The organism is Bradyrhizobium genosp. SA-3 (assembly GCF_004212635.1).
Lineage (GTDB): Bacteria > Pseudomonadota > Alphaproteobacteria > Rhizobiales > Xanthobacteraceae > Bradyrhizobium.
Map to the genome: position 1 here is coordinate 1 of NZ_PSRT01000141.1, position 21618 is coordinate 21618.

19 protein-coding genes and 1 pseudogene are annotated in these 21618 nt (G+C 64.5%); 12 read left to right on the forward strand and 8 right to left on the reverse strand.

Annotated features, from left to right (window positions below):
- From CWO91_RS34320 to CWO91_RS34330, 3 genes and pseudogenes are all read left to right on the forward strand, one after another.
- Window positions 1-263 (forward strand): annotated as a pseudogene (locus tag CWO91_RS34320) (hypothetical protein); the annotation flags it as partial.
- A 95-nt stretch (window positions 264-358) separates the two neighbouring features.
- The gene (locus tag CWO91_RS34325; protein WP_130219932.1) at window positions 359-1048 is read left to right on the forward strand and encodes a response regulator transcription factor; all 690 of its coding nucleotides are present in this window, start codon (window positions 359-361) and stop codon (window positions 1046-1048) included.
- A 330-nt stretch (window positions 1049-1378) separates the two neighbouring features.
- Entirely contained in the window at window positions 1379-1795 is a 417-nt protein-coding gene (locus tag CWO91_RS34330; protein ID WP_130219933.1) for a hypothetical protein, read from the forward strand.
- Between the two features lie 205 nt (window positions 1796-2000).
- On the opposite strand, the gene CWO91_RS34335 is transcribed toward CWO91_RS34330, so the two are convergent.
- The 5 genes from CWO91_RS34335 to CWO91_RS34355 all read right to left on the reverse strand — a co-directional run bounded on the left by CWO91_RS34335 (window position 2001) and on the right by CWO91_RS34355 (window position 8465).
- Window positions 2001-2366 carry a GNAT family N-acetyltransferase gene (locus tag CWO91_RS34335; protein WP_130219934.1) on the reverse strand — a complete coding sequence of 122 codons (366 nt, stop codon included), beginning with the start codon at window positions 2364-2366 and terminating at the stop codon, window positions 2001-2003.
- 90 nt (window positions 2367-2456) lie between these two features.
- Window positions 2457-3632, reverse strand: coding sequence for an FAD-dependent monooxygenase (locus CWO91_RS34340; protein WP_130219935.1), 1176 nt, complete (start codon window positions 3630-3632; stop codon window positions 2457-2459).
- 279 nt (window positions 3633-3911) lie between these two features.
- Window positions 3912-5933, reverse strand: a complete 2022-nt coding sequence (locus CWO91_RS34345) for a YgiQ family radical SAM protein (protein ID WP_130219936.1) — start codon at window positions 5931-5933, stop codon at window positions 3912-3914.
- Between the two features lie 82 nt (window positions 5934-6015).
- A complete protein-coding gene (locus CWO91_RS34350) occupies window positions 6016-7428 on the reverse strand; it encodes an amidase (RefSeq protein WP_130219937.1) in 1413 nt (470 codons plus the stop codon).
- A 2-nt stretch (window positions 7429-7430) separates the two neighbouring features.
- Window positions 7431-8465 carry a LacI family DNA-binding transcriptional regulator gene (locus CWO91_RS34355; protein ID WP_130219938.1) on the reverse strand — a complete coding sequence of 345 codons (1035 nt, stop codon included), beginning with the start codon at window positions 8463-8465 and terminating at the stop codon, window positions 7431-7433.
- Between the two features lie 209 nt (window positions 8466-8674).
- Between CWO91_RS34355 and CWO91_RS34360 the strand changes: the two genes are divergently transcribed.
- From CWO91_RS34360 to CWO91_RS34380, 5 genes are read left to right on the forward strand one after another with little or no spacing between them, the layout of a single operon-like run.
- Window positions 8675-9616: an ABC transporter permease gene (locus CWO91_RS34360; RefSeq protein ID WP_130219946.1), complete on the forward strand. Its 942-nt coding sequence runs from the start codon at window positions 8675-8677 to the stop codon at window positions 9614-9616.
- On the forward strand, window positions 9616-10524 hold the full coding sequence (locus CWO91_RS34365; protein ID WP_245471464.1) for an ABC transporter permease: 909 nt from the start codon (window positions 9616-9618) through the stop codon (window positions 10522-10524). The genes CWO91_RS34360 and CWO91_RS34365 overlap by 1 nt, the downstream gene beginning before the upstream one ends.
- Window positions 10521-11510, forward strand: a complete 990-nt coding sequence (locus CWO91_RS43835; RefSeq protein WP_130219939.1) for an ABC transporter ATP-binding protein — start codon at window positions 10521-10523, stop codon at window positions 11508-11510. The genes CWO91_RS34365 and CWO91_RS43835 overlap by 4 nt, the downstream gene beginning before the upstream one ends.
- Complete coding sequence (locus tag CWO91_RS43840; RefSeq protein ID WP_130219940.1) at window positions 11507-12544, forward strand: ABC transporter ATP-binding protein; 1038 nt, start codon at window positions 11507-11509, stop codon at window positions 12542-12544. Before CWO91_RS43835 ends, CWO91_RS43840 begins: the two co-directional genes overlap by 4 nt.
- A 17-nt stretch (window positions 12545-12561) precedes the next feature.
- Window positions 12562-14127: an ABC transporter substrate-binding protein gene (locus tag CWO91_RS34380; protein WP_245471465.1), complete on the forward strand. Its 1566-nt coding sequence runs from the start codon at window positions 12562-12564 to the stop codon at window positions 14125-14127.
- Window positions 14128-14176: 49 nt separating this feature from the next.
- Here CWO91_RS34380 and CWO91_RS34385 read toward each other — a convergent pair whose 3' ends face one another.
- Complete coding sequence (locus CWO91_RS34385; RefSeq protein ID WP_130219941.1) at window positions 14177-15043, reverse strand: 3-keto-5-aminohexanoate cleavage protein; 867 nt, start codon at window positions 15041-15043, stop codon at window positions 14177-14179.
- A gap of 340 nt (window positions 15044-15383) precedes the next feature.
- Between CWO91_RS34385 and CWO91_RS43405 the strand changes: the two genes are divergently transcribed.
- Window positions 15384-15521 carry a hypothetical protein gene (locus CWO91_RS43405; protein WP_165405917.1) on the forward strand — a complete coding sequence of 46 codons (138 nt, stop codon included), beginning with the start codon at window positions 15384-15386 and terminating at the stop codon, window positions 15519-15521.
- Between the two features lie 6 nt (window positions 15522-15527).
- Here CWO91_RS43405 and CWO91_RS34395 read toward each other — a convergent pair whose 3' ends face one another.
- Both CWO91_RS34395 and CWO91_RS34400 read right to left on the reverse strand, forming a co-directional pair.
- Window positions 15528-16238, reverse strand: coding sequence for a GntR family transcriptional regulator (locus CWO91_RS34395; protein WP_165405918.1), 711 nt, complete (start codon window positions 16236-16238; stop codon window positions 15528-15530).
- 11 nt (window positions 16239-16249) lie between these two features.
- Window positions 16250-17662: an FAD-binding oxidoreductase gene (locus CWO91_RS34400; protein ID WP_130219943.1), complete on the reverse strand. Its 1413-nt coding sequence runs from the start codon at window positions 17660-17662 to the stop codon at window positions 16250-16252.
- 169 nt (window positions 17663-17831) lie between these two features.
- On the opposite strand from CWO91_RS34400, the gene CWO91_RS34405 reads away from it, so the two are divergent.
- The 3 genes from CWO91_RS34405 to CWO91_RS34415 all read left to right on the forward strand — a co-directional run.
- Window positions 17832-18716, forward strand: a complete 885-nt coding sequence (locus CWO91_RS34405) for a dihydrodipicolinate synthase family protein (RefSeq protein ID WP_165405919.1) — start codon at window positions 17832-17834, stop codon at window positions 18714-18716.
- A gap of 212 nt (window positions 18717-18928) precedes the next feature.
- Window positions 18929-21253, forward strand: coding sequence for a TonB-dependent siderophore receptor (locus CWO91_RS34410; protein WP_130219945.1), 2325 nt, complete (start codon window positions 18929-18931; stop codon window positions 21251-21253).
- Between the two features lie 2 nt (window positions 21254-21255).
- On the forward strand, window positions 21256-21618 hold a 363-nt coding region (locus CWO91_RS34415), incomplete at its 3' end, for a PepSY domain-containing protein (RefSeq protein WP_208753106.1).

Here is a 21618-nt window from a genome sequence, read left to right on the forward strand (position 1 = left end):
GCGCCCGCTTCGCGGGTACGGGCCTAGGCCCGCGCACCGGACCCATGATAGGTCCGCATTTCGGCGGCGCCCGCTTCTTTGCGTCGCGTGCTGCGTTCACGCCTCGCTTCCATCACCGCTTCTTCCATCATCGCTTCCACCGCTTTGCGTTCATCGGCGTGCCTTTCGCCTATGCCGCCTATAACTATGACGATTGCTGGCGCAGAGTGTGGACGCGATATGGACTGCAGTGGATCAACGTGTGCTACGACTACGGCTACTAAACGCTGGCGAACCCACATCATTGTGATGATCGCCACTGGGTACTTTCTGGCGCAGAGAAGCTGAATAGGCTGGTGGGGATCGTCGGAGAACGGCCATGACGGGTGGCTACCGCCGCATTCTGGTCGTCGAGGACGATCCGGAAACCGCCGGTGAGCTCAAGGACCAGCTCACGATCAGCGGATACCAGGTGGATTTGGCTTCCAGCGGCAGCGAAGCGCTGAGCCACGGTGCGGCACACAACTATGCCGTGATCACGATCGACCGCATGCTTCCCGACATCGATGGCATTGCGGTGATGTGCCAGTTGCGCGACGGTGGCGTTGCCGCGCCCTTCCTGATCATCAGCGCGCTCGGAGAAGTCGACGACAAGGTTCGCGGCCTGCGGGCCGGCGGCGACGACTATCTGGTCAAGCCTTTCTCCTTCCTCGAGCTGTTGGCGCGACTGGAAGCGCTTGGCCGGCGCAGCGACGCCATCGCCGAGGAGGCGATCCTGCGCGTCGGCGATCTCACAATCGACCTGATCTCGCGGACCGTCAGCCGGCGCGGCAAGGAGATTCTCCTTCTGCCCAAGGAATTCCAGATTCTGGAATATCTGGTGCGCAACGAAGACCGCATCGTGTCGCGGGCGATGGTGCTGCAGCACGTCTGGGATCTTCATTTCGATCCATCGAATATCATTGATGTCTATGTCGGACGCTTGCGCCGCAAGGTGGACGACCAGCAAGCCTATCCGCTGATCCATACGATTCGCGGTGTCGGATACTGTCTCCGTGCTCCTAGCTAGGACGCTCAGCTAAACGACTTTCAAGCAGGCGCTGATCGCGATCGGCGAGAGATTGAGGTCCTGGTGCCTCCACCCCTGCTCGCCAGCGCCGACGAGCTGATCGAATAGAACGTAATTTGCTGCGATGCATGAGTCCGGAAGTGGCCCCGAGCTGAACAGCGAATGAGCCGCCGCCATGTCGGCTGTCTGCGGGAGACCGGACGTTGTACGGTAGTTGCGGTAACCGCCGCTCATGACCCCGAACCAGAAACGGCACGATGCCTCTTAGCAACTAATTCATGCTAGGAGGGCATCCGTTTGGTCCGCCGGCACCCAAATGGAACTGAAAGTATGTTGGGCATCGCTGATTTGAAAAAAGTGCTTCTGCTTGCAGCAGCAATTTCGATCGCAAACGCCTCGCATGCTCTTGCAGTGAGTGAAGCTGCCAAAAAGGCGGCCGCGAAAGCGCGGAACGCACCTGGGGTAAGGGCTGGAGCGGCTTTCTTGGATTGCTTGCTCATCGAAGTGGATAAAGCGAAGCAGATCAATCTGTCGGTAGCCGAATTTGGGAAGGTACTCGCGAGTGCTTGCCCGGAGGAGGCGCAAAAGATCCGTCAATCGGTGATAGAAACTTTGCGCGACGCGAACCCGAACAAGCAGTGGAGCGCGGAGGATGACAGGGCGGTGGACTATGGCGTTTCCCTCATCCGCGTGCGGGCTTATCAAATCTTCACCGGCGTGGCCAAAGTTCAGAAGAACGCGAAGTGATCGGCCTTTCGCGTTCTTGGCGATACATGCCCAACTTGATCGACTTCGGCCCCTGGCGCTCAGCTGAACGACGAACGGGACATCGCCATGTCGGCTGTCTGCGGGATACCGGACGTTGCACGATAGTTGCGGTGACCCCCGCTCATGACTCATTGCGGAAATCGTGCCTGCTGGTGAGCAGTCGATGTCTGCATCGCAAAATAATTCAGTGCTGCGAGAGATCCTTTGCCATAAGAGCCAAGTCGTAGTAGCGGCCAGCTTGTTTCAGAGCGTTCTTCTCCACGCCGTACTCCAGGAAGCCCAATCTCTCGTAAAGACTCCGCGCCTGTTCATTGTCCACCACCACGCTGAGCTGGATCAGCTCAACCTGCTGACGGGCGTGATTGCATACCGCTTCGACCAACCGTGGACCGACCTTGGCATTCCTTGCGGCGGGTCGAACGTACATTCCCCAAAGCGCGCCTTTGTGAGCTTCTTTCTGGCCCTGTTGGACAGCAAAGCCGACACGGACGAGATTTGCTCGCGCTGTGTTCTTCCCGATTTTGACCCGGGATCGGACATCGGCCAGCATCTCACGTTGCGGCGGCGAAGCCGCAGACAGCGCTACTCCATCGAATGCTCTTTAAACTTGGATTGAGCAGTCGTGCTGAAGTCGTCGCAATCAAACAACCAGCGCGGCGTCGTGCTCGTAGAGCCAGCCAATATTGGCAAGCGATCGGTCGCCGCTGTGGGCCATCAGTTCGTCGCGCCTTTGCTGTTCCGGCCCGTCGGGCAAATGAAAGCGCGTGCGATTGGCGGCGCTCGTCTCCTGCAGGCGAGTGGCGCGCGGCTTGCGTACCGCCTCGTAACGTCGAAGCGCGCCCGGCACGTCATCAGGCATCGCATTCAGAAGCGACGCCAACGCCGCGCCGTCCTCGATCGATTGCGCGGCGCCCTGCGCCATCATCGGCAGCATGGGGTGGCAGGCATCGCCCAGCAGGGTGACGCGACCTTCCGTCCACCGCGGCAGCTCGGCGCGATCGTGCAGGGCCCAAATGAAGGTTTCGGGGAATGCTTCGATGAGACCGCGTACGATCGGATGCCAGCCTTCGTAGCGCTGAAGCAATTCGGCGACGTCGCCGCGGTCGGTCCACAACTCGGCGGTCCAGTTGCCGTGTTCGACAACGCAGACCACGTTCATCAATCGGCCGGCGGAAACCCAGTAATGGACGCAGTGGCCGCCGGGCCCCATCCAGTTGTGCGTGGCCACCTCGATGTCGAGATGAGTGATGCGTCCGGCCGGCACAAGCCCGCGCCACGCCACGCAGCCGGTGAAGCGCGGCTTTTCGGGCCCAAAGATGATGTTGCGTACGCGACTATGAATACCGTCGGCGCCGATCAGTAGATCAGCTTCGGCAGAAGTGCCGTTGTCAAAGCGCGCCGTCACCCTGTCGCTGCGTTGCTCCAGGCCGAGCAGCTTGTGGCCGACATGCAGTCGTCTCGGCGGCAGGGCGTCGGCCAGCAGGTTAGCCAGGTCGGCGCGGTGAAAGTGATAGTAAGCCGCGCCGAATTGTGCCTCGACCTCGGGACCGAGGGGCGCCCGCTGCAGGGTTCGGCCATCATCCCAGCGCCGCTGATGCAACGCGAGGGGCCGCACGCCGACGGCGTCCATTGCCGGATTCAGCCCGTGGCGTGCCAACAGTCTGGAAGCATTGGGGCTGATTTGGATGCCGGCGCCGATCTCGGCTATGCGCGGCGCCTGCTCATAGACATGGACGTCGAGACCGATCTTCAGAAGCTGCAGCGCGGCGGAAAGTCCGCCGATGCCGCCACCGATCACCGCGACCTCGAGGCTCATGCAAGGCTTCTGGCCTGTCTGTTGGACGGTTAAGTTCCTGTGCGGGACGCGGTGTGAAGCTCGAGGATATCGATACGGGTAGAGACCGGGCTCGCTCCATCCCACGTGCCCGATGATGCCATCATGCGCCTGTGTTGCCCGACGGGGCAACGACTTTTTGCCCGACGGGTCAACGTCGCTGCAAAGCGTCTAAGCCATTGATCCCGCTAGGGCCGGCTACTGTGCATGGGGTTGTTTCGATATTTTTTTGTTGCGGGGGCACGAAAGCTCACGCGCCCGCTACTTCATCACCCGCAGACCCTTGGTCGTGAACCGCTGCGTCCTGCCGCCGGGGCGCACCGGCCGCTTGGTGCCGGCGGCCTTGCCGGTGCCGGGTGGCTGGTGCGCGGGGACGAGCTGGTGGGGCTGCGATCCGATGAGGTCAGCGCGGCCCATCTCCTTCAGCGCCTCGCGCAGCAGCGGCCAATTGTCGGGGTCGTGGTAACGCAAGAACGCCTTGTGCAGGCGGCGCTGGCGCAGGCCCTTGATCGCCTCGACCTTGTCGCTGCCGCCGTGGCGGACGCCGCGCAAGGGGTTGACGCCGGTGTGGTACATCGCGGTCGCCGTCGCCATCGGCGAGGGCAGGAAGGTCTGCACCTGGTCGGCGCGATAGCGGTTCTTCTTGAGCCAGAGCGCGAGGTTCATCATGTCCTCGTCGGTCGTGCCGGGATGCGCCGCAATGAAATAGGGGATGAGGTAATATTTCTTGCCGGCCTGCTCGGCGGCGGCATCGAACATCCGCTTGAAGCGGTCATAGGCGCCGATGCCCGGCTTCATCATCTTGTCGAGCGGGCCGCGCTCGGTATGTTCGGGCGCGATCTTCAAATAGCCGCCGACGTGATGGGTGACGAGCTCCTTGATGTATTCGGGGCTCTCGACCGCGAGGTCGTAGCGCACGCCGGAGGCGACCATCACCTTCTTGATGCCCTTGGTCTCGCGCACCTTGCGATAGAGCCGGATCAGGTCGTCATGCGAGGTGTTGAGGTTCGGGCAGATCTCGGGGAAGACGCAGGACGGCCGCCGGCACGCCGCCTCGACCTTCGGGTCCTTGCAGGCCATCCGGTACATGTTGGCGGTGGGGCCGCCGATGTCGGAGATCACGCCGGTGAAGCCCGGCGTCTTGTCGCGGATCTTTTCGATCTCGCGAAGAATAGAACCTTCGGAGCGGTTCTGGATGATGCGGCCCTCGTGCTCGGTGATCGAGCAGAAGGTGCAGCCGCCGAAGCAGCCGCGCATGATCGTCACCGAGAATTTGATCATCTCCCAGGCGGGGATGCGTGCATCGCCATAGGAGGGATGCGGCGCGCGCGCGTAAGGCAGATCGTAGACCGCGTCCATCTCCTCGGTGGTCAGCGGGATCGGCGGCGGGCTGAGCCAGAGATCGCGATCGCCATGACGCTGCACCAACGGCCGCGCATTGCCGGGATTGCTCTCCCGATGCAGCACGCGTGAGGCGCGGGCGTAGGCCTCGCGATCCTGCTCGACCTGCTCCAGCGCCGGCAGGCGGATCACCGTGGCGCCCGGCTTCCGCGATGCGCCTTCGTCAGCGGAATCGAGATCGTCGGCGTGCAGCTCGGAATAACCTTCCGGCACGCGGCGGAACAGCGCGACACCCCTGATGTCGTCGAGCTCGCGCGGCGCCTCGCCGGCAGCGAGCCGCTGCGCCACCTCGACGACGGCGCGCTCGGCATTACCGTAAAGCAGGAGATCGGCCTTGGCGTCGGCCAGCACCGAGCGGCGCACCTTGTCGGACCAGTAGTCGTAATGCGCGATCCGGCGCAGCGAGGCCTCGATGCCGCCGAGCACGATCGGCACATCCTTGAACGCCTCGCGGCAGCGCTGCGCATAGACGATGGTGCAGCGGTCCGGCCGCTGGCCGCCTTCGCCGCCAGCCGTATAGGCGTCATCATGGCGCAGACGGCGGTCCGCGGTGTAGCGGTTCACCATGGAGTCCATGTTGCCGCCGGTGACGCCGAAGAACACGCGCGGCTTGCCCAACGCCTTGAACGGCTCGGCCGAATGCCAGTCAGGCTGCGCGATGATGCCGACGCGAAAACCTTGCGCCTCGAGCAGGCGGCCGATGATCGCCATGCCGAAGCTCGGATGATCGACATAGGCGTCCCCGGTCACCAGCACGATGTCGCAGGCATCCCAGCCGAGCGCATCCATCTCGGCGCGGCTCATGGGGAGGAACGGCGCCGGCTTGCGCGGGCGCGCCTGCGCCATCAGGGGTTTTTCGGCGGTGATGATCTGGGTGTCCATGGGGGCTAGGGATAGGGCTCCAGGGCCCCGAATTCAACCGACGGGCGCGTGAAAGGTCGGGGTTCCCCGGCTCCGAGGTTCCTCAGGGCCGTGAGAAAAACGCCTGCTCGATCCGGGCAGCGAAGGAGATCAGGCGCTCCTCGCTGTGCGGCGGGCCGACGATCTGCAAGGAGATGAGCATGCCGGCCTGGTCGCGGCCGGCGGGCACCGCGAGCGCGGGGCAGCCGAGGATCGACCAGACATAGGTGATCATGATCCAATCGATGTAGCTCTCGGATGCGGTGCCCTCGATCTCGGCCGGCCACATGATCTCGACGGGGAAGGGCGCGACCTGTGTGGTCGGGCAGATCAGGATGTCGAACTCCGTGAAGAAGTCCTGCATGCGCCGGTAGATTGCCGCCCGCTGCTCCATCGCGGACGCGATGTCTCTTGCGGACAGGCTTTCGCCATGCGCGATGTCGCCGGCAACTTCGGGCGTGAAGCGGTCGCGCGATTGCGGCCAAAGTCTGCCCCAGGTGGCAAGATACGCCAGACCGCGCAGAGCCCGGATCACGCGCGGCAGCCCGGCGATATCAGGTGCGGTCTCGCTCATCTTGCAGCCGGCGCGCTGGAGCCGATCGATCGCGCCGCGGAAGCCGGAACGAATGTCCTGATCGACCGGCAACAGGCCGAGGTCCTCGGACACCGCAATTCGTCCCGCCCATCCCGGCTGTGCGGCGGCGTTTCGGAATGACGCGGGTTGCCCGCGCGACAACAGATCAGGCGGATGAAAGCCGGCCATCGCATCCAGCATCAAGGCAAGATCGGGAATCGTCCGCGCCATCGGCCCCTCGACGAAGACGGTGTCGAAGGGGTCGGACAGCGGCTTTCTTGGCACGAGGCCCGGTGTGGGCCTCAGCCCCGCAACGCCGCAGAACGCGGCCGGCGTGCGCAGGCTGCCGCCGACATCGTTGCCGTGGGCGAGATAGACCTGATGCGCAGCCAGCGCTGCCGCCGAACCGCCGGAGGAGCCGCCCGAAGTCAGCGCGGGATAGAACGGATTGCGCGTCGCGCCGAACAGCGCGTTGGTGGTGTTGGCGCCGCCGAGCTCCGACAGATTGCTCTTGCCGACAATGATGGCGCCGTTGCGCTGGAGGCGGTCGATGGCCGGATTCGATACGTCCGGCGCGCGGCGGGCCGTCAGCGCGCTGCCGCCGCTGGTCGGCACGCCCGAGACATCGGTGTTGTCCTTGACCGCGAGCGGAAGGCCGCAGAGAAGGGGCCAGTCTTCGCCCCCAGCCTTTCTCTCCATCAGCCGCCGTGCTTCACCGCGTGCGGCCTCGAAGCAGCGAACCGGAATCGCGTTGATCCCCGCATCCGTCGCCTCGATCCTGCCGATCGTGGCTTCGACCACATCGAGCGGTGACAGATGGCCTCTGCGAATCTCGGCGATGGCGTCGACGGCGGGCAGCGCAAGAATGCCGGTGCAAGGCGCAAGGCCGGACGCATCACTCATGTCTATGTCCGGATCGCGGCGGTGGACCCGCGCACCACGAGCGCCGGCTGAAGCTGGATCGATCTCGCTTCGTCCTCGGCGCCAGAGCGTCCCTCCGAAATGCGCGACAGCAAGGTCGAGATCGTGGTCTCGGCGATCGCCTCGGATGGCTGCGTTACGACGGTCATGCCCGGCCGCACCAGCCCGGCCCATGGAAGCTCGTCCACTGCGATGACGGAGAGGTCGTCGGGAATGGAGAGCCCGCGCTCGGCAATGGCGCGAAGCAATCCGAGCGAGAGATGATTGTTGGTGGCGAAGATCGCGGTTGGCCGCTGCGCATGCCCGAGCAGCCGCAATGCAGCGGCATGACCGGCGGCCTCCGAAAAATTGTCCTTCTCGATCAGCCGTTCGTCGAGCGTGACGCCGCGCGAGGCCAAGCCGCTTCTCAGTCCATCGAGCCGGTGGCGCGCGATCTGATGCTCGGGCGAACCCATGATCACGGCGATGCGGCGATGGCCGAGATCGTCGAGGTGTTCGGCCGCAAGCCGTCCCAGCGCGACATTGTCGGTCGTGACCGAATCGAGCTCGAGTCCCTCGATGCGTCGGTCCACCAAAATGCCGGGCATCGGCAGGTTCGCAAGCGCGGCCTGGCGTCCGCTCCAGCCGCGCCGGGTCGGGATGACAATGGCGCCGTCGGCACGCTGCGACAGCAGCATGGCAAGATGCCGCTCCTCGCGCTCGGGGTCTTCGGCACTGTTGCAGAGAATGACCGAATAACCTGCGGCGCTCGACAACCGCTCGATGCTCTCGACGAGCTTCAGGAAGTAGGGATTGGCGAGATCCGCCACAAGCAGCCCGAGGAAGCGCGTGGCGCCGCTGCGCAGGCTGCGGGCGCTGGCATGCGGCGCATAGCCGAGCTTCTGGGCTGCCGCATTGACGCGGTCCTGGAGCAGTTCGCTGACCTTGCCCGACCGGTTGAGCGTCTTCGACACGGTGGCGACGGAAACGCCGGCCAGCCGCGCGACCTCGTGGATGGTGGGCAGCGGCCCTCCCGACATCAGCTCCTCCCGTTAAACGTTTTCTTTATCGTTCCGATCGGGGCCTGGGCAAGGCAAAAGCTTCACGAAAAGGGTATTGGACAGTTGCGAATGCCAGACAGCCGTGCTTCATTAGAAAAAACGTTTAACTTGCTCAGGGAGGCACTGGTGCGGAGCGGGGATTGCGTCCGGCGATCGCCGGGCTGCATTCGCAGGCCGGAGGGCGCGGCATGACTGGCTATGTGCTGGGCCGGCTGTTCGCGGCCATTCCCGTACTGCTCGCTGTCGCGGTATTCGTCTTCCTGCTGCTGAGCCTCGTGCCGGGCGATCCGGCCGTGTTGATCGCCGGTGACTTCGCCTCACCGCAGCAGGTGGAGGCGGTGCGCCAGGCGCTTGGACTCAATCTGCCGCTGCTGCCGCGTTTTCTCGCATGGGCGGGGCGCATGGTGAGCGGTGATTTTGGCCTGTCGCTGTTCAGCCGCATCCCGGTCTCGCAGCTTGTCGCGCAGCGCATCGAGCCGACGCTGCTTCTCTCGCTCATGACGATCACGATTGCGGTCGTCGTCGCCGTGCCGCTTGGCCTCGTCGCCGCCTATCGTCCCAGGGGGCTGGTAGCGCGCATAACCATGGCGGGGGCGGTGCTCGGCTTTTCACTGCCGGTCTTCGTCGTCGCTTTCGCGCTTGTCTATACGCTCGCGCTCGGCCTGCACTGGTTTCCGGTGCAGGGTTACAGGCCGCTGTCGCAGGGCGTATTGGCCTGCCTGCATTCGCTGGTGCTGCCCGCGATCTCGCTATCCTTTCTCTATATCGCCCTGATCGCGCGGGTGACGCGCGCCGCGGTGCTGGAGGTGCTGCGCGAAGATTATGTCCGCACCGCCCATGCCAAGGGACTCGCGGCTCGCAAGATCATCGCGCGGCACGTGCTCAGCAATGCCGCGGTCCCGATCATCACGGTCGTCGGCATCGGATTTGCCGCGCTCCTCGGTGGCGTCGTCGTCACCGAGACCGTGTTTTCCATCCCCGGCCTCGGCCGGCTGACGGCCGATTCGATTCTCCGGCGCGACTATCCGGTGGTGCAAGCGCTGATCCTGCTGTTCGCCTTCGTCTACGTCATCGTCAATCTCGTGGTCGACATTCTCTACGCCGTCGTCGATCCGCGGATCCGGTACTGATGCGGGCCGAGCCGATGACGGTCACCTCCGCAGCAGAAGGGCTCGATACGGCGGACATCCGCGTCAACCGGCTTGCGCGGATCGCGAGCCTGCCGGTCCGTCAGCCTATGCTGGCTCTCAGCTGCGCTCTGCTGCTCGCCTTTGGCGCGCTGGCCGTGGTGAGCCCGTGGATCACCGCGGATCCCGCCGCGCTCGACCCGCTGAGCCGGCTTCAGTCGCCGTCGCTCGCGCAACCATTCGGCACCGATCAGGTCGGTCGGCCCGTGTTCGCTCGCGCGCTGTGGGGAACGCGCGTCTCGCTGTCGGTCGGTATTGCCGTTGCAAGTCTCACCACCCTGATCGGCGTGAGCATCGGTGTCATCGCCGGCTACTTCCGCAGCGTCGACAGGATCGTGATGCGCGCGATGGATGCGGTCATGGCGATCCCCGCGATCCTGCTCGCGATCGCGCTCGTGGCGCTGATTGGCGCTTCGCCTATCGTGATCGTCACGGCGATCAGCCTGCCCGAAATTCCCCGTATGGCGCGGGTGGTGCGCGCCAGCGTCCTCACTTTGCGTGAACGCGTCTATGTCGAGGCTGCCATCACCTGCGGCGGGCGCACCGCGACCATTCTGCGCCGTCATATCCTGCCCGGCGCCGCCGGGCCGATCATGGTGCAATCGACCTACGTCTTTGCCTCCGCGATGATCCTGGAATCGATCCTGTCGTTTCTCGGCGCGGGCACGCCGCCTGATGTGCCGAGCTGGGGCAACATGATGTCGGAGGGCCGGCAGTTCCTCCAGATCGCGCCGTGGATCCTCGGCTTTCCCGCCTTGATGTTGGCGATCACGGTGCTCGCCGCCAACCTGCTCGGTGATGCCCTTCGCGATCTGCTCGATCCGAGCCTTGGGGGAGGCGAGGTGCGATGAGTGCGCCGCTGCTCTCCGTCGAGAACCTCTCGATTGCGCTCAAGGCGCGAGGCGCTTCGGTGCCGCTCGTTCGCAACGTCTCATTCGCGATCGCTCCGGGTGAAACGCTGTGCCTCGTCGGCGAGAGCGGTTGCGGCAAGAGCCTGACCGCGCTCTCCATCATTGGCCTGCTTAACCGCAACGTCATGCAGGTCGCGTCCGGCCGCATCCTCTTCGACGGGCGCGATCTCGTCACGCTCGGTGCCGAGGAGATGCGCAAACTCCGAGGCGATCGTCTCGCCATGGTGTTCCAGGAGCCGATGACGTCACTCAATCCGCTGTTGCGGATTGGCGAACAAATCGCCGAGGTGATCGTCGAGCATCGCGGCGTGTCCGAGGCGGACGCACGGCAGCAGGTGATCGGCCTGCTCGATCTCGTCCGCATTCCGGATGCGAGACGGCGAGCCTCCGAATTTCCGCACCAGCTCTCCGGTGGCATGCGGCAGCGGGTGATGATTGCGATGGCGCTCGCTCTGCGCCCCGCATTGCTGATCGCCGACGAGCCGACCACCGCACTCGACGTCACCATCCAGGCCCAGATCCTGACTCTGATCGACGATCTGCGTCGCGAGTTCGGCACGTCGGTGCTGCTGATCACGCACGATCTTGGAGTGGTCGCGGAAATGGCCGACCGTGTCGTTGTGCTCTATGCCGGCAGCATCGTCGAGCAGGCCGGCGTCAACGACATCTTCGATGCCGCGGCCCATCCCTATACGCGCGGCCTGCTTGGTGCGATCGGCCAACTCAATAGCGGCACCCGCGATCGTCTCGCTGAAATCCCCGGCAGCGTGCCGAGCCCGGCCTCGCTCGGCACCGGCTGCGCCTTCCGCCAGCGCTGCTGCGTGGCAATGCCGGTGTGTCAGTCCGAGCTGCCGCTGTTATCGGGCGCAGGCGAGCACCTGGCGGCATGCTGGCTGGGCAAGGCCGGCGCGGTGAGGCCTGCATGAGCGCCGTCCTCGAAGTCTCCGGCCTGACCCAGATCTTCACCTCGCGGATGGGGCCGTTCGGCCTGTTCGGCCGGCGCGAACTTCGCGCGGTCGACGACGTCAGTTTCGCCGTCGCGCGCGGACGCACATTCTGCCTTGTCGGCGAAAGCGGCTGCGGCAAGACCACGATCGGCCGCATGGTCGTGCGCCTGTTGCAGCCGACGGCCGGCTCCGTCCGCATCAATGGCGAGGATTTTGGCAATCTCTCCGGCGAGGCGCTGCGGAAGAAGCGCCAGCAGGTGCAGATGATGTTCCAGGATCCCTTCGCCTGCCTCAACTCGCGCATGACGGCGGCGGAGATCGTCGAAGAGCCCCTGCAGAATTTTGGCATCGGCGATGCCATGTCGCGACGGCGCAAGGTCGCGCGCCTGTTCGACCAGGTCGGCCTGCCCCAACATTTTCGCGCACGTCTGCCGCATCATCTGTCGGGCGGGCAGCGGCAGCGCCTGGGCATCGCGCGGGCGCTCGCCGCAGATCCTGCGCTGATCGTCGCAGACGAGGCGGTCGCCGCACTCGACGTGTCGATCCGCTCTCAAATCCTAAATCTTCTGAAGGACGTGCAGCGCGAGATCGGGATCTCCTATCTCTTCATCTCGCATGATCTCGCTGTGGTGCGTTATCTCGCGGATGACGTGGCGGTGATGTATCTCGGCGCCATCGTCGAGCAGGGGCCGGCGGAGGTCGTGTTCGCTGCACCGGCGCATCCCTATACGCGAGCGTTGATCGATTCCGTTCCCGCGGTCCACCCGCGCAACCGACGCCGCCGCGCGGCGCTCGAAGGCGAGGTGCCGAGCGCCGCTTCGCTGCCGTCCGGATGCCGCTTCCGCACGCGCTGTCCGTTCACGACGGACATCTGCGCGAAAGAAGCGCCGGCGATGACCGAGATCGCGCCCGGCCATGTCATGGCCTGTCACCACGCACGATCGCTGCCGCGCTTCGACGCTTCGCGTCCGGGCTGGGTGGTGGCCGCCGATGCGATCGCCGAGAAACAGTAAACGGGAGGAGTACCAAAATGAACTGGGGGACCAGAATATTTGCCGGCATGGTCGCGGCAGGTTTGCTGAGCGCAACACCGCCTGCTGTTGCGGAGACGGTGCTCAAGATCCGCCCCTTCGGCGATCTCAAGCAGATCGATCCCGTGATCACGTCCGACTATATGGTTCGTAACCACGGCTATATGGTCTACGACACGCTGTTCTCGCTGGATGAGAAGCTCGTCGCGCAGCCGCAGATGCTCGAGTTGTTTACGGTCAGCAGCGATCAGCTCACTTATATCTTCACGCTGCGCGGCGGCCTGACTTTCAGCAACGGCCAGCCGGTCACCGCGGAGGATGCGGTCATTTCGCTCAAGCGCTGGTGGCAGCGCGATGGCCTTGGCCAACAGCTTGCCTCGGTCAGCGACAGCCTGACGGTCAAGGACGAAAAATCCTTCGAGTTGAAGCTCAAGCGTCCGTGGGGACTGGTGATCGAGGCGCTCTCCAAGCCGAGCTCCAACGTGCCCTTCATCATGCCGAAGGCGATCGCGGCGACGCCGGTGGATACCGCCATCACGGATGCGACCGGCTCCGGTCCCTTCATCATGAAGAAGGACGAGTGGGTTCCGGGCTCCAAGGTCGTCTATGTCAAGAACCCGTCCTACAAACCGCGCTCGGAGCCGGCGAGCGGGCTGGCCGGCGGCAAGCTCGCCAAGGTCGACCGCGTCGAATGGCATTACATCCCGGACGCGCAGACCGCGCTCAACGCGCTCCAGGCCGGTGAGATTGACATTTTTGAGGAGGTGCCGCCCGACTTCCTGCCGACACTTGCCGGCAACTCCGACATCAAGACCATGCCGCAGGACACGCTCGGTATGCAAATGGTGTTCCGCATGAACACGACGGTCCCGCCGTTCAACAATCCAAAGGTCCGGCAGGCGATCAGCTACATGATCGACCAGGAGAAATTCGCGCGAGCCTATGTCAGCGATCCCAAGCTCTACAAGAACTGCCCGAGCTTCTACATGTGCTCGTCGCCCTATTTCACGGCCGCCGGGTGGACGAAGCCTGATATCGAAAAGGCCAAGAAGCTGATCGCCGAGAGTGGTTATGACGGCACGCCGGTTGTGGTGCTGCACGCGACCGAAAGCGGGCCGACAAATACGTTCAGCCTCGTCGCTGAGCAGCTGATGCGGCAGATCGGCCTCAAGGTCGAGCCGCAGGCGATGGACTGGGGCACGTTGGTCGGACGCCGCGCATCCAAGGAAACCGTCGACAAGGGCGGCTGGTCGCTGTTCATGTCGGGACCGACAGGGGCCGACATGTTCGAGCCGGTCGGCCATCTTGGACTGCGCGCAAATTGTGAAAAGGCCTGGTTCGGCTGGCCTTGCGACGAGCAAATCGAGAAGCTGCGCAACGAATTCGCGTTTGCGGCAGATCCCGAGCAGAAAAGGAAGATCGCAGCCGAGCTCCAGCTCCGCGCTGTCGAGTATGTGCCGTATTGGCCGGCTGCACAGCTTTATCTGGTGCGAGCCGTGCGCGGCAATGTCGATGGCATCGTGAAAGGCGCGGTCCCGGTCTATTGGAACATCACCAAGAAGTAGTGCGATCCGGCCGGGCGTCGCAATTTGCGATTCGCCCGGCAGGCACCCTTCAGCCGTCCGCGAGCAACTGCCGGACCTCGGCGATCGTCGCCGGTTCGCCGCCGTGCTCGCGTACCATCCGCACGGCGCCCTCGACGAGGCGGAGATTGGTCGTCGTCGCGCCCAGCAGCGCGTCCTCGAGCCCGACGCGGATATGACCGCCGCGAGCAATCATCTCGGGAATCAGCGGCGTGACGTCAACGCCGAGGCCGGAGACCATCCAGGGTGCTCCGGCCGCCTCCTCTTCGGTCAGCGTGACAAGCGCGGCAAGTCCGTAAGGCTTCGGTGGAAAGCAGAACGCGAATTGCTGCGAGAACATGAAGCGGTAGATCGGCGTCTTCACGCCGCTCGCGCGCGCCAGCGCTGCGCCGGCGCGGATGAAGCCAGGCTCGTAGATGGCGAAGGCAGGGTGGATGCCGTGGCGCGCGGCAACGCCCAGCCCATGCCGGATGTGGGTCTCCGGATTGAGATAGGTGTCCGCCGGCTTTGCCTCCGCCGTCGTCGCGGTCAGCGTGAAGTTGACGCTGCCGGGATCGACCACAGCGAATTCGAGCAGGCCGCGTTCAGCCAGCGCCTCGATATGGGCGAAGCGCGCTTTGGGGTCGGCCACATTGCCGCGCGCATCGAGGCCGGGAATGGAGGGATAGACAGGCACGTCGACCTCGGCACGAATGCCCTCGATGATGCGGGCATAGACCTGCCAGTCGAAGGTCTGTGGTCCGCCGCCGTCATAGGCGTGCGTGTGAATGATTGCAGCGCCAGCACGGGCGCAGACGATGCCCTCGGCGATGATCGCTTCGATCGTGTCGGGAATGCCGGGCTGAAGCGCGCGGCTCCAGGGCCCGTTCAATGCCGCCTCGATCCAGACCTTGTGCATGGCACGCCTCCCTCCTCCGCCCGAACAGGCGATGTTGTTTTGAAGAATCGTATCACGTCAACCGTGCGAGGACAGCGCTGTGTCCCGCATGGGATGTGCGATTGCTCCATGGCCAAGGAGAATCACCTCCAGCAGCGATGAAGCGTGCGCCGGCCCGGCGCCGATAGTTCCATCTGACGCGTCGTGGTTCACCCGCAGGAACCATCGGCCTCCGCGAACATTCTGATGGAGGGTCGATGTGGGCCCAGGTCGCGTGCGCTCGCGTCCGGGTCTGAACATTGCCCTGATCTTCGCCTCTGGCGATGGGGGAATTGTGAGCACGGTCATAGAGAACTTGCTGATGCGGAAGCAGAAGCTCGTGGAACAGCTCGAGACGGCGCAGTCGGTCGAAGACCGCGACAGGCTCGAGCACCAGCTCGAACAGATCAACACCGCGCTGGATTTTCTGGACAGGCCGGGATCGAGGGAGGGGCCGTGACGGCGCTCAATCGACCTTCGGCGCGTCCATCTGCGGCGCCTCCACTTTCAGCGCCTCCACTTTCAAGGCTTTGGCATAGACCACGCCCGAATTGGTGATGTGCGTCGTCATCAATGCTTCGAAGGCCGCGTGCTCGCCCCGCGCGAACAGATCGAGCAGCCTGCGATGCTCGTCGAAGGACGAGCGGGTGCGCACGTCGATCGGCGAGGTCAAATTGGTGCGGAGCGCGGCGACGCGGCCGGAGACGAGCTGATAGGATTCGGCGAGGTAACGGTTGCCGCAATGGGCGAACAGCGCCTCGTGAAAGGCGGCGTCGGCGCGGCCATAGGCGATGTTGTCTTTTGCGGCGATCGCCGGCTCCATCGCGGCGATCGCTGCGTTCATTGTCGCGATTGCGCCGTCGCGATCGTGGCGGAAGGCGAGCTCGGCTGCTTTCGGCTCGAGCGCGATGCGGAAGGTGCAGAGCGCATGGATGTCCTCTGCGCTCGGCGTGAACACGAAGCTGCCGACCTGCGGCCGGATCACCACGAGTCCCTGCGCCTGCAACTGGCCCATCGCCTCGCGCACCGGCGTGCGGCTGACGCCGAAGGAATTTGCCACCATCTCCTCGGAGATGGCGGCGCCGAGCGCGAACTCGCCGTCGATGATGGCCTGGCGCAGCCGCTGCATCACCCGCTGCGACAGCGATTTCGGCGTATCGAGCTTCAGCGACTTCATGGGCTCTCTGGTCAGATCACCTTGCCGGGATTGAGCAGATGCTCGGGATCGAGCGCGGCCTTTAGCGTTCGCATCAGCGCGATCTCGGCCTCGCTCCTGGCATGACCGAGCCACTTCTTCTTCAGCGTGCCGATGCCGTGCTCGGCGGAGACGCTGCCGCCCATCTCGCGCACCAGACCATAGATGATCGCGTCCATCTCCTCCTTCGGCTGCTGCGCGACGGAGAGACCCGTGACCCAGGAGACCAGATGCAGATTGCCGTCGCCGATATGGCCGTAATAGACGCTCTCGCAGCCTTTGATGCCTCTCGCGAGCGCGGCTTTGCAGCGCGTCGCGAACTCGTCCATCCGCGCCACCGCAAGCCCGATGTCGTAGGAGATGTGCGGCCCCAGCACCTGGCCGAATTCGGCGCAGATGTCGCGCACGCGCCAGAAGGCTTGCGTTTGCGCCAGCGACTGCGCCACGGCGGCGTCCGCCAAAAGCCCGCGCTCCATCAGCTCTTCGAGCCAGTTTTGGAAGCGCGGTGCATCTAAGCTCTCGTCGGTGCCTTGCGCCTCCACCAGCACGTAGAGGCCGTGGCCTGCCGCGACCGGCGGCTTCACGCCGGCGCGCATCGTAATCACGTCCCAATAGTCCGGCCACATCACCTCGAAGGCCGACAGCAGCGGCCCGAGCCCGCTGCGCGCGGCGCCGAGCAGCGCGATCACCGCGGCATAATTCTTCAGCGCGCAGAGCGCGGCCATGGTCGAGCGCGGCTTTGGAAACAGCCGCAGCACCACGCGGGTGATGATGCCGAGCGTGCCTTCCGAGCCGATGAACAGATGCTTCAGATCGTAGCCGGCGTTGTTCTTCATCAGCTTGTTGAGGCCAGTGACGATGGTGCCGTCGGGCAGCACCACTTCGAGCCCGAGCACCAGCTCGCGCGTCATGCCGTAGCGGATCACGCGGTTGCCGCCGGCATTGGTCGAGAGATTGCCGCCGATCGCGCAGGAACCGCGCGAGCCGAGATCGAGCGGGAAGAAGAAGCCGGCCTCGTCCGCGGCCTTCTGAATCGTCTCCAGCGGCGTGCCAGCCTTCACCGTCATCGTCGCCGAGGCAGAATCGATCTCCTCGATCCCGGTCATGCGCTCGAGCGAGATCGCGACCCAGCCTGTCTCGGGCGAGGCGCCGCGGCACAGCCCGGTCAATCCGCCCTGCGGCACGAAGGGAAGCCGCGCCTGCCGGCAGGTCAGAATCGCATCGGCAACGCCCTGCGCATCGAGCGGACGGATCACTGCGAGCGGTGTCTGCGGCAGGCTCGCGCTCCAGTCGTTGCAATTGCGCGCCGGCACGTCGCTGCCGGTCAGCACCGCGGCCGCGCCGAGCTTGTCGCGCAAGGCGCCAAGCAGTTGGTCAGGACGCTCATTCGGGGTCACCATGTCCATGCGAGACCTCCTCAGATCTGACTGCGCCCATGGCGCGCTGAAAGGATTTGCTTCTGTCTTGTATGTAAGGTACAAGATGGAAAGTAAAGCAAAAACAAAGCTCGATTAGCGCTTTGAGATCCGTTGGAAATCAGAGGCGTCGCTCGAGGTCGCAGCAAAGGGCGGTGTGATGACGGAGGCAATTCGCGGGTTCTGGGTGGCGTCGGCGACGCCGCTGGCGACGGACGGCAGCGTGGACCCCGCAAAGCTCGCGGCGCATGCCAAGCAACTCTTCGGCAAGGGCGTCGATGGTGTCGTGTTGTTCGGCACCACCGGCGAGGGCACCTCGTTCAATGTCTCTGAGCGCGTTGCGACCATCGAAGCCATGCTCAAGGCCGGCGTCGCACCGGAGCGCATCGGCATCGGCGGCGGCTTCCCCGCCATCACCGACAGCATCGCATTGACGCGCGCCGTCCTTGGCCTCGGCCTGCGTCACGTCCTGTTGCTGCCGCCTTACTTCGACCGCAGCGTCACGCCTGAGGGCATCGAGGATGCATTCGCCGCGATCATCGACGGCGTCGCCGACGATCGCCTGCGCGCCTCGCTCTATCACATCCCGCAGGTCTCGGGGGTTGCGATCCCGACCAGCGCCGCTGCGAATCTGCGCAAGCGCTACGGCAAGCTGGTTGCGGGCCTGAAGGACTCCAGTGGCGACTTCAAGCAATTCCAGGCGTTCCGCAAAGCCGCGCCCGAACTCGCCATCACCGTCGGCAACGAAGCCGACATCGCCCGTGCGATCGCCGCCGGCGGCGCCGGCACCATCTGCGGCATGGCCAATGTCGCGCCCGAGCTGGTCAAGGGCATGGTCGACGGCAAGGATGTCGAAGCGCGCATGCAGGCCGCGATCGATGTCGTGGTGAAGACGCCATCTCTGGTCGCCACGCTGAAGGGAATCCTCGCGGCGCAGACGGGCGATGCCGGCTGGCTGCGTGTGCGTCCGCCGCTCCGCGCGTTGTCCGACGGCTCCGCGTTCCTGCGGAAGCTCGATGCGTTGATGGCGCCTGCCATCGCCTGAGATCGCGCAAGATCGCGACACGCCGCGGCCAATTCGCGTGCTGCGTGCCGCGGTCGGTGCCAAGGCAATTGCAGATTGCGATTCAGCGCCGATCTGTTCTTAGAACGGTTCGATACTAGAGCGATTCAAGTCCGCTTACGGTTCTCTTCACTCGCCGCGACTGTTAGACGCGCCAACTTCAATGCTGCGTCTGACCTGGAAGTGAATCGAACGTGCGTGCTTATCTGGATGGCCAACGCGTCAGCGGCCGTCGAACTCGTGCCGGCAAGAGCCGTGCAGGTCTTCTCATCGGAGCGGCCGTGCTGCTCGTCGAATCTCCCTCCAACACGACGGCCGCGCAGGCGCAATCCGCACTGCCGCCGGTGACGGTGGAAGCGCCGGCGCAGCGGCAAAAGCCGGCGCGCGCATCTGAACAGTCGTCACGCGGCGCGCAAACCGCAGCGCGTCAGCGCAATCGCAATCCCGCGCCCGCCGCACCAACGCTCTCGGAGCGTGCCGCCGCAGAAGCCGCGGTGCAGCAAGCCGCAAAGCTCGGCTACCGCGCCATGCCGAGCGCGACCACGCTGCGCAGCGGCGCCTCGCCGCTCGACACTTCGCAGGCGGTCAACGTCGTCCCCGCGCAGGTCCTGAAGGACCAGCTACCGCGCAACATTGACGATGCGCTCGGCAACGTCTCCGGCATCACCCAGACCAATACGCTCGCGGGTAGCCAGGACGCGGTGATCCGCCGCGGCTTCGGCGACAATCGCGACGGCTCGATCATGCGCAACGGCATGCCGCTGGTGCAGGGCCGCAGCCTCAACGCCTCCGTCGAAAGCGTCGAAGTGCTGAAGGGCCCGGCCTCGCTGCTCTACGGCATCATGGATCCCGGCGGCATCGTCAACACCATCAGCAAGCGTCCCGAGCTCTATCAGCAAGGTTCGGTCACGCTGCTCGGCTCGACCTTCAGCGCTTCCAAGACCGGTGCCGACGGTCTGCTCGACGTCACCGGTCCAATCGGCGACCAGGGCCTTGCCTATCGCTTCATCGGCTACGGCGTCAGCGAGGACTATTGGCGCAATTTCGGCCGCCACCGCGAGATGCTCGTCGCGCCGTCGCTGGCCTGGTACGGCCAGGACACGACGGTTCAGCTCAACTACGAGCATCGCGAGTTCATCTATCCGTTCGACCGCGGTACGGCGTTCAATCCGGTGACGAAAGCGCCGCTGGCAGTTCCCGCCGACCGCCGGCTCGACGAGCCGTTCAACAACACGTGGGGCACGTCGGACCTGATCCAGGCGTCGGTCGAGCACCGCTTCAACCAGGATTGGAAGCTTTACGCCGGCTACAGCTACAACACGGAAACCTTCAGCGCCAACCAGCTCCGCATCACTGGCATCAACTTCACGACCGGTGCCGAGACGCGTAGCAATGACGGCACGGGAAGCTCGCTCAGCAACGTCAGTTACGGGACCTCCTATGTCTCGGGCGGCTTCTGGCTCGGCGACATGCGCAACGAGGTGCTGTTCGGCGGCGATGGCCAGTATCGCACCATCTACCGCGACGTTTTGATCCGCCAGGCAACTCCCGTCTTCAATGTCTACAATCCCGTCTATGGGCTGATCGGACCGGGCACGACGGCGTCGAACCCCGATAGCGCCCAGACCGACAAGCTCGGCCAGTGGTCGCTGTTCTTCCAGGACACGCTGCATCTCACCGAGCGATTCGCACTTGTCGGCGGCGTGCGCTACATGGACTACGATCAGATCGCCGGACGCGGAAAACCGTTTAACACCAACACCAACGTATCCCAGGACAAGGTGCTCCCGCTCGGCGGCGCCATCTTCAAGCTCACCGACCAGATCTCGCTTTATGCGAGTTACACCGAATCGCTGAAGCCGAATTCGACGATCGCTCCGATCGGCGTTGTGATCGATTCCCGTGTCGCGCCGGAAGAAGGTGTGTCATACGAGACCGGCGTCAAGTTCGATTTCAACCAGCGCATTTCCGGCACCGTGGCGCTGTACGACCTCGACAAGAAGAACGTTCAGACGACGAAAACCAATAGCGCCGGCGTAGTGGAGCTCCACACTGTCGGCCGCGCCCGCTCGCGTGGCGTCGAAGTGGACGTCACCGGCAGGCTCAGCGACAGCTGGGCCATGATCGGCAGCTATGGTTATACCGACGCCCGGGTGACGGCGTCCGAGGATCCGACGCTGTATGGCAGGAAGCTGCAAAACGTCGCCTTGAACACGGCCTCGCTCTATCTTGTCTATGACTTCGGCACCGCCTTGCCGGGTCAGCTCCGCCTCGGCGGCGGCGCGCGCTATGTCGGCGACCGTCCCGGCGATTCGACCAACACCTTCTTCCTGCCATCCTATGTCGTCGCAGACATTTTTGCGACTTACGAGACGAAGTACAAGCAGTTCCCGGTGATCTATCAGTTCAACGTCAAGAATCTGTTCGACACCGTCTATTATCCCTCCGCCGTCAACAATCTGAACGTCGCCATCGGTGACGCGCGCCGGGTATCGCTGTCGGCAACGGTGAAGTTCTAGCGATGGCAGCGCGGCTCGGGCACACAATCAAGGCTGTCCTGCTCCAGGTCCATTCCATCGCGGGCCTGGTGCTCGCGCTGCTGCTCGCCTTGATCGCGCTGACCGGCGCGATCATGAGTTTTGAGGACGAGATCGTCGATCATCTCGACGCGGAAATCATGCAGGTGGCGCCGCGCCCCGCGCCGGCGCTGATGCCGGACGAGCTGGTCGCCCGGCTGAAGGCGGAGCAGGACGTCGGTCAGGTCTCGGCCGTGATGCTGTCGAGCGATCCAGCTGCCGCCGTGCGGGTCCGCTTCGCGCGTGATGGGCAGGGCGGGAGGTCGGCCTCGCTCTACGTCGATCCCTATGACGCGCGCGTTCTGGGC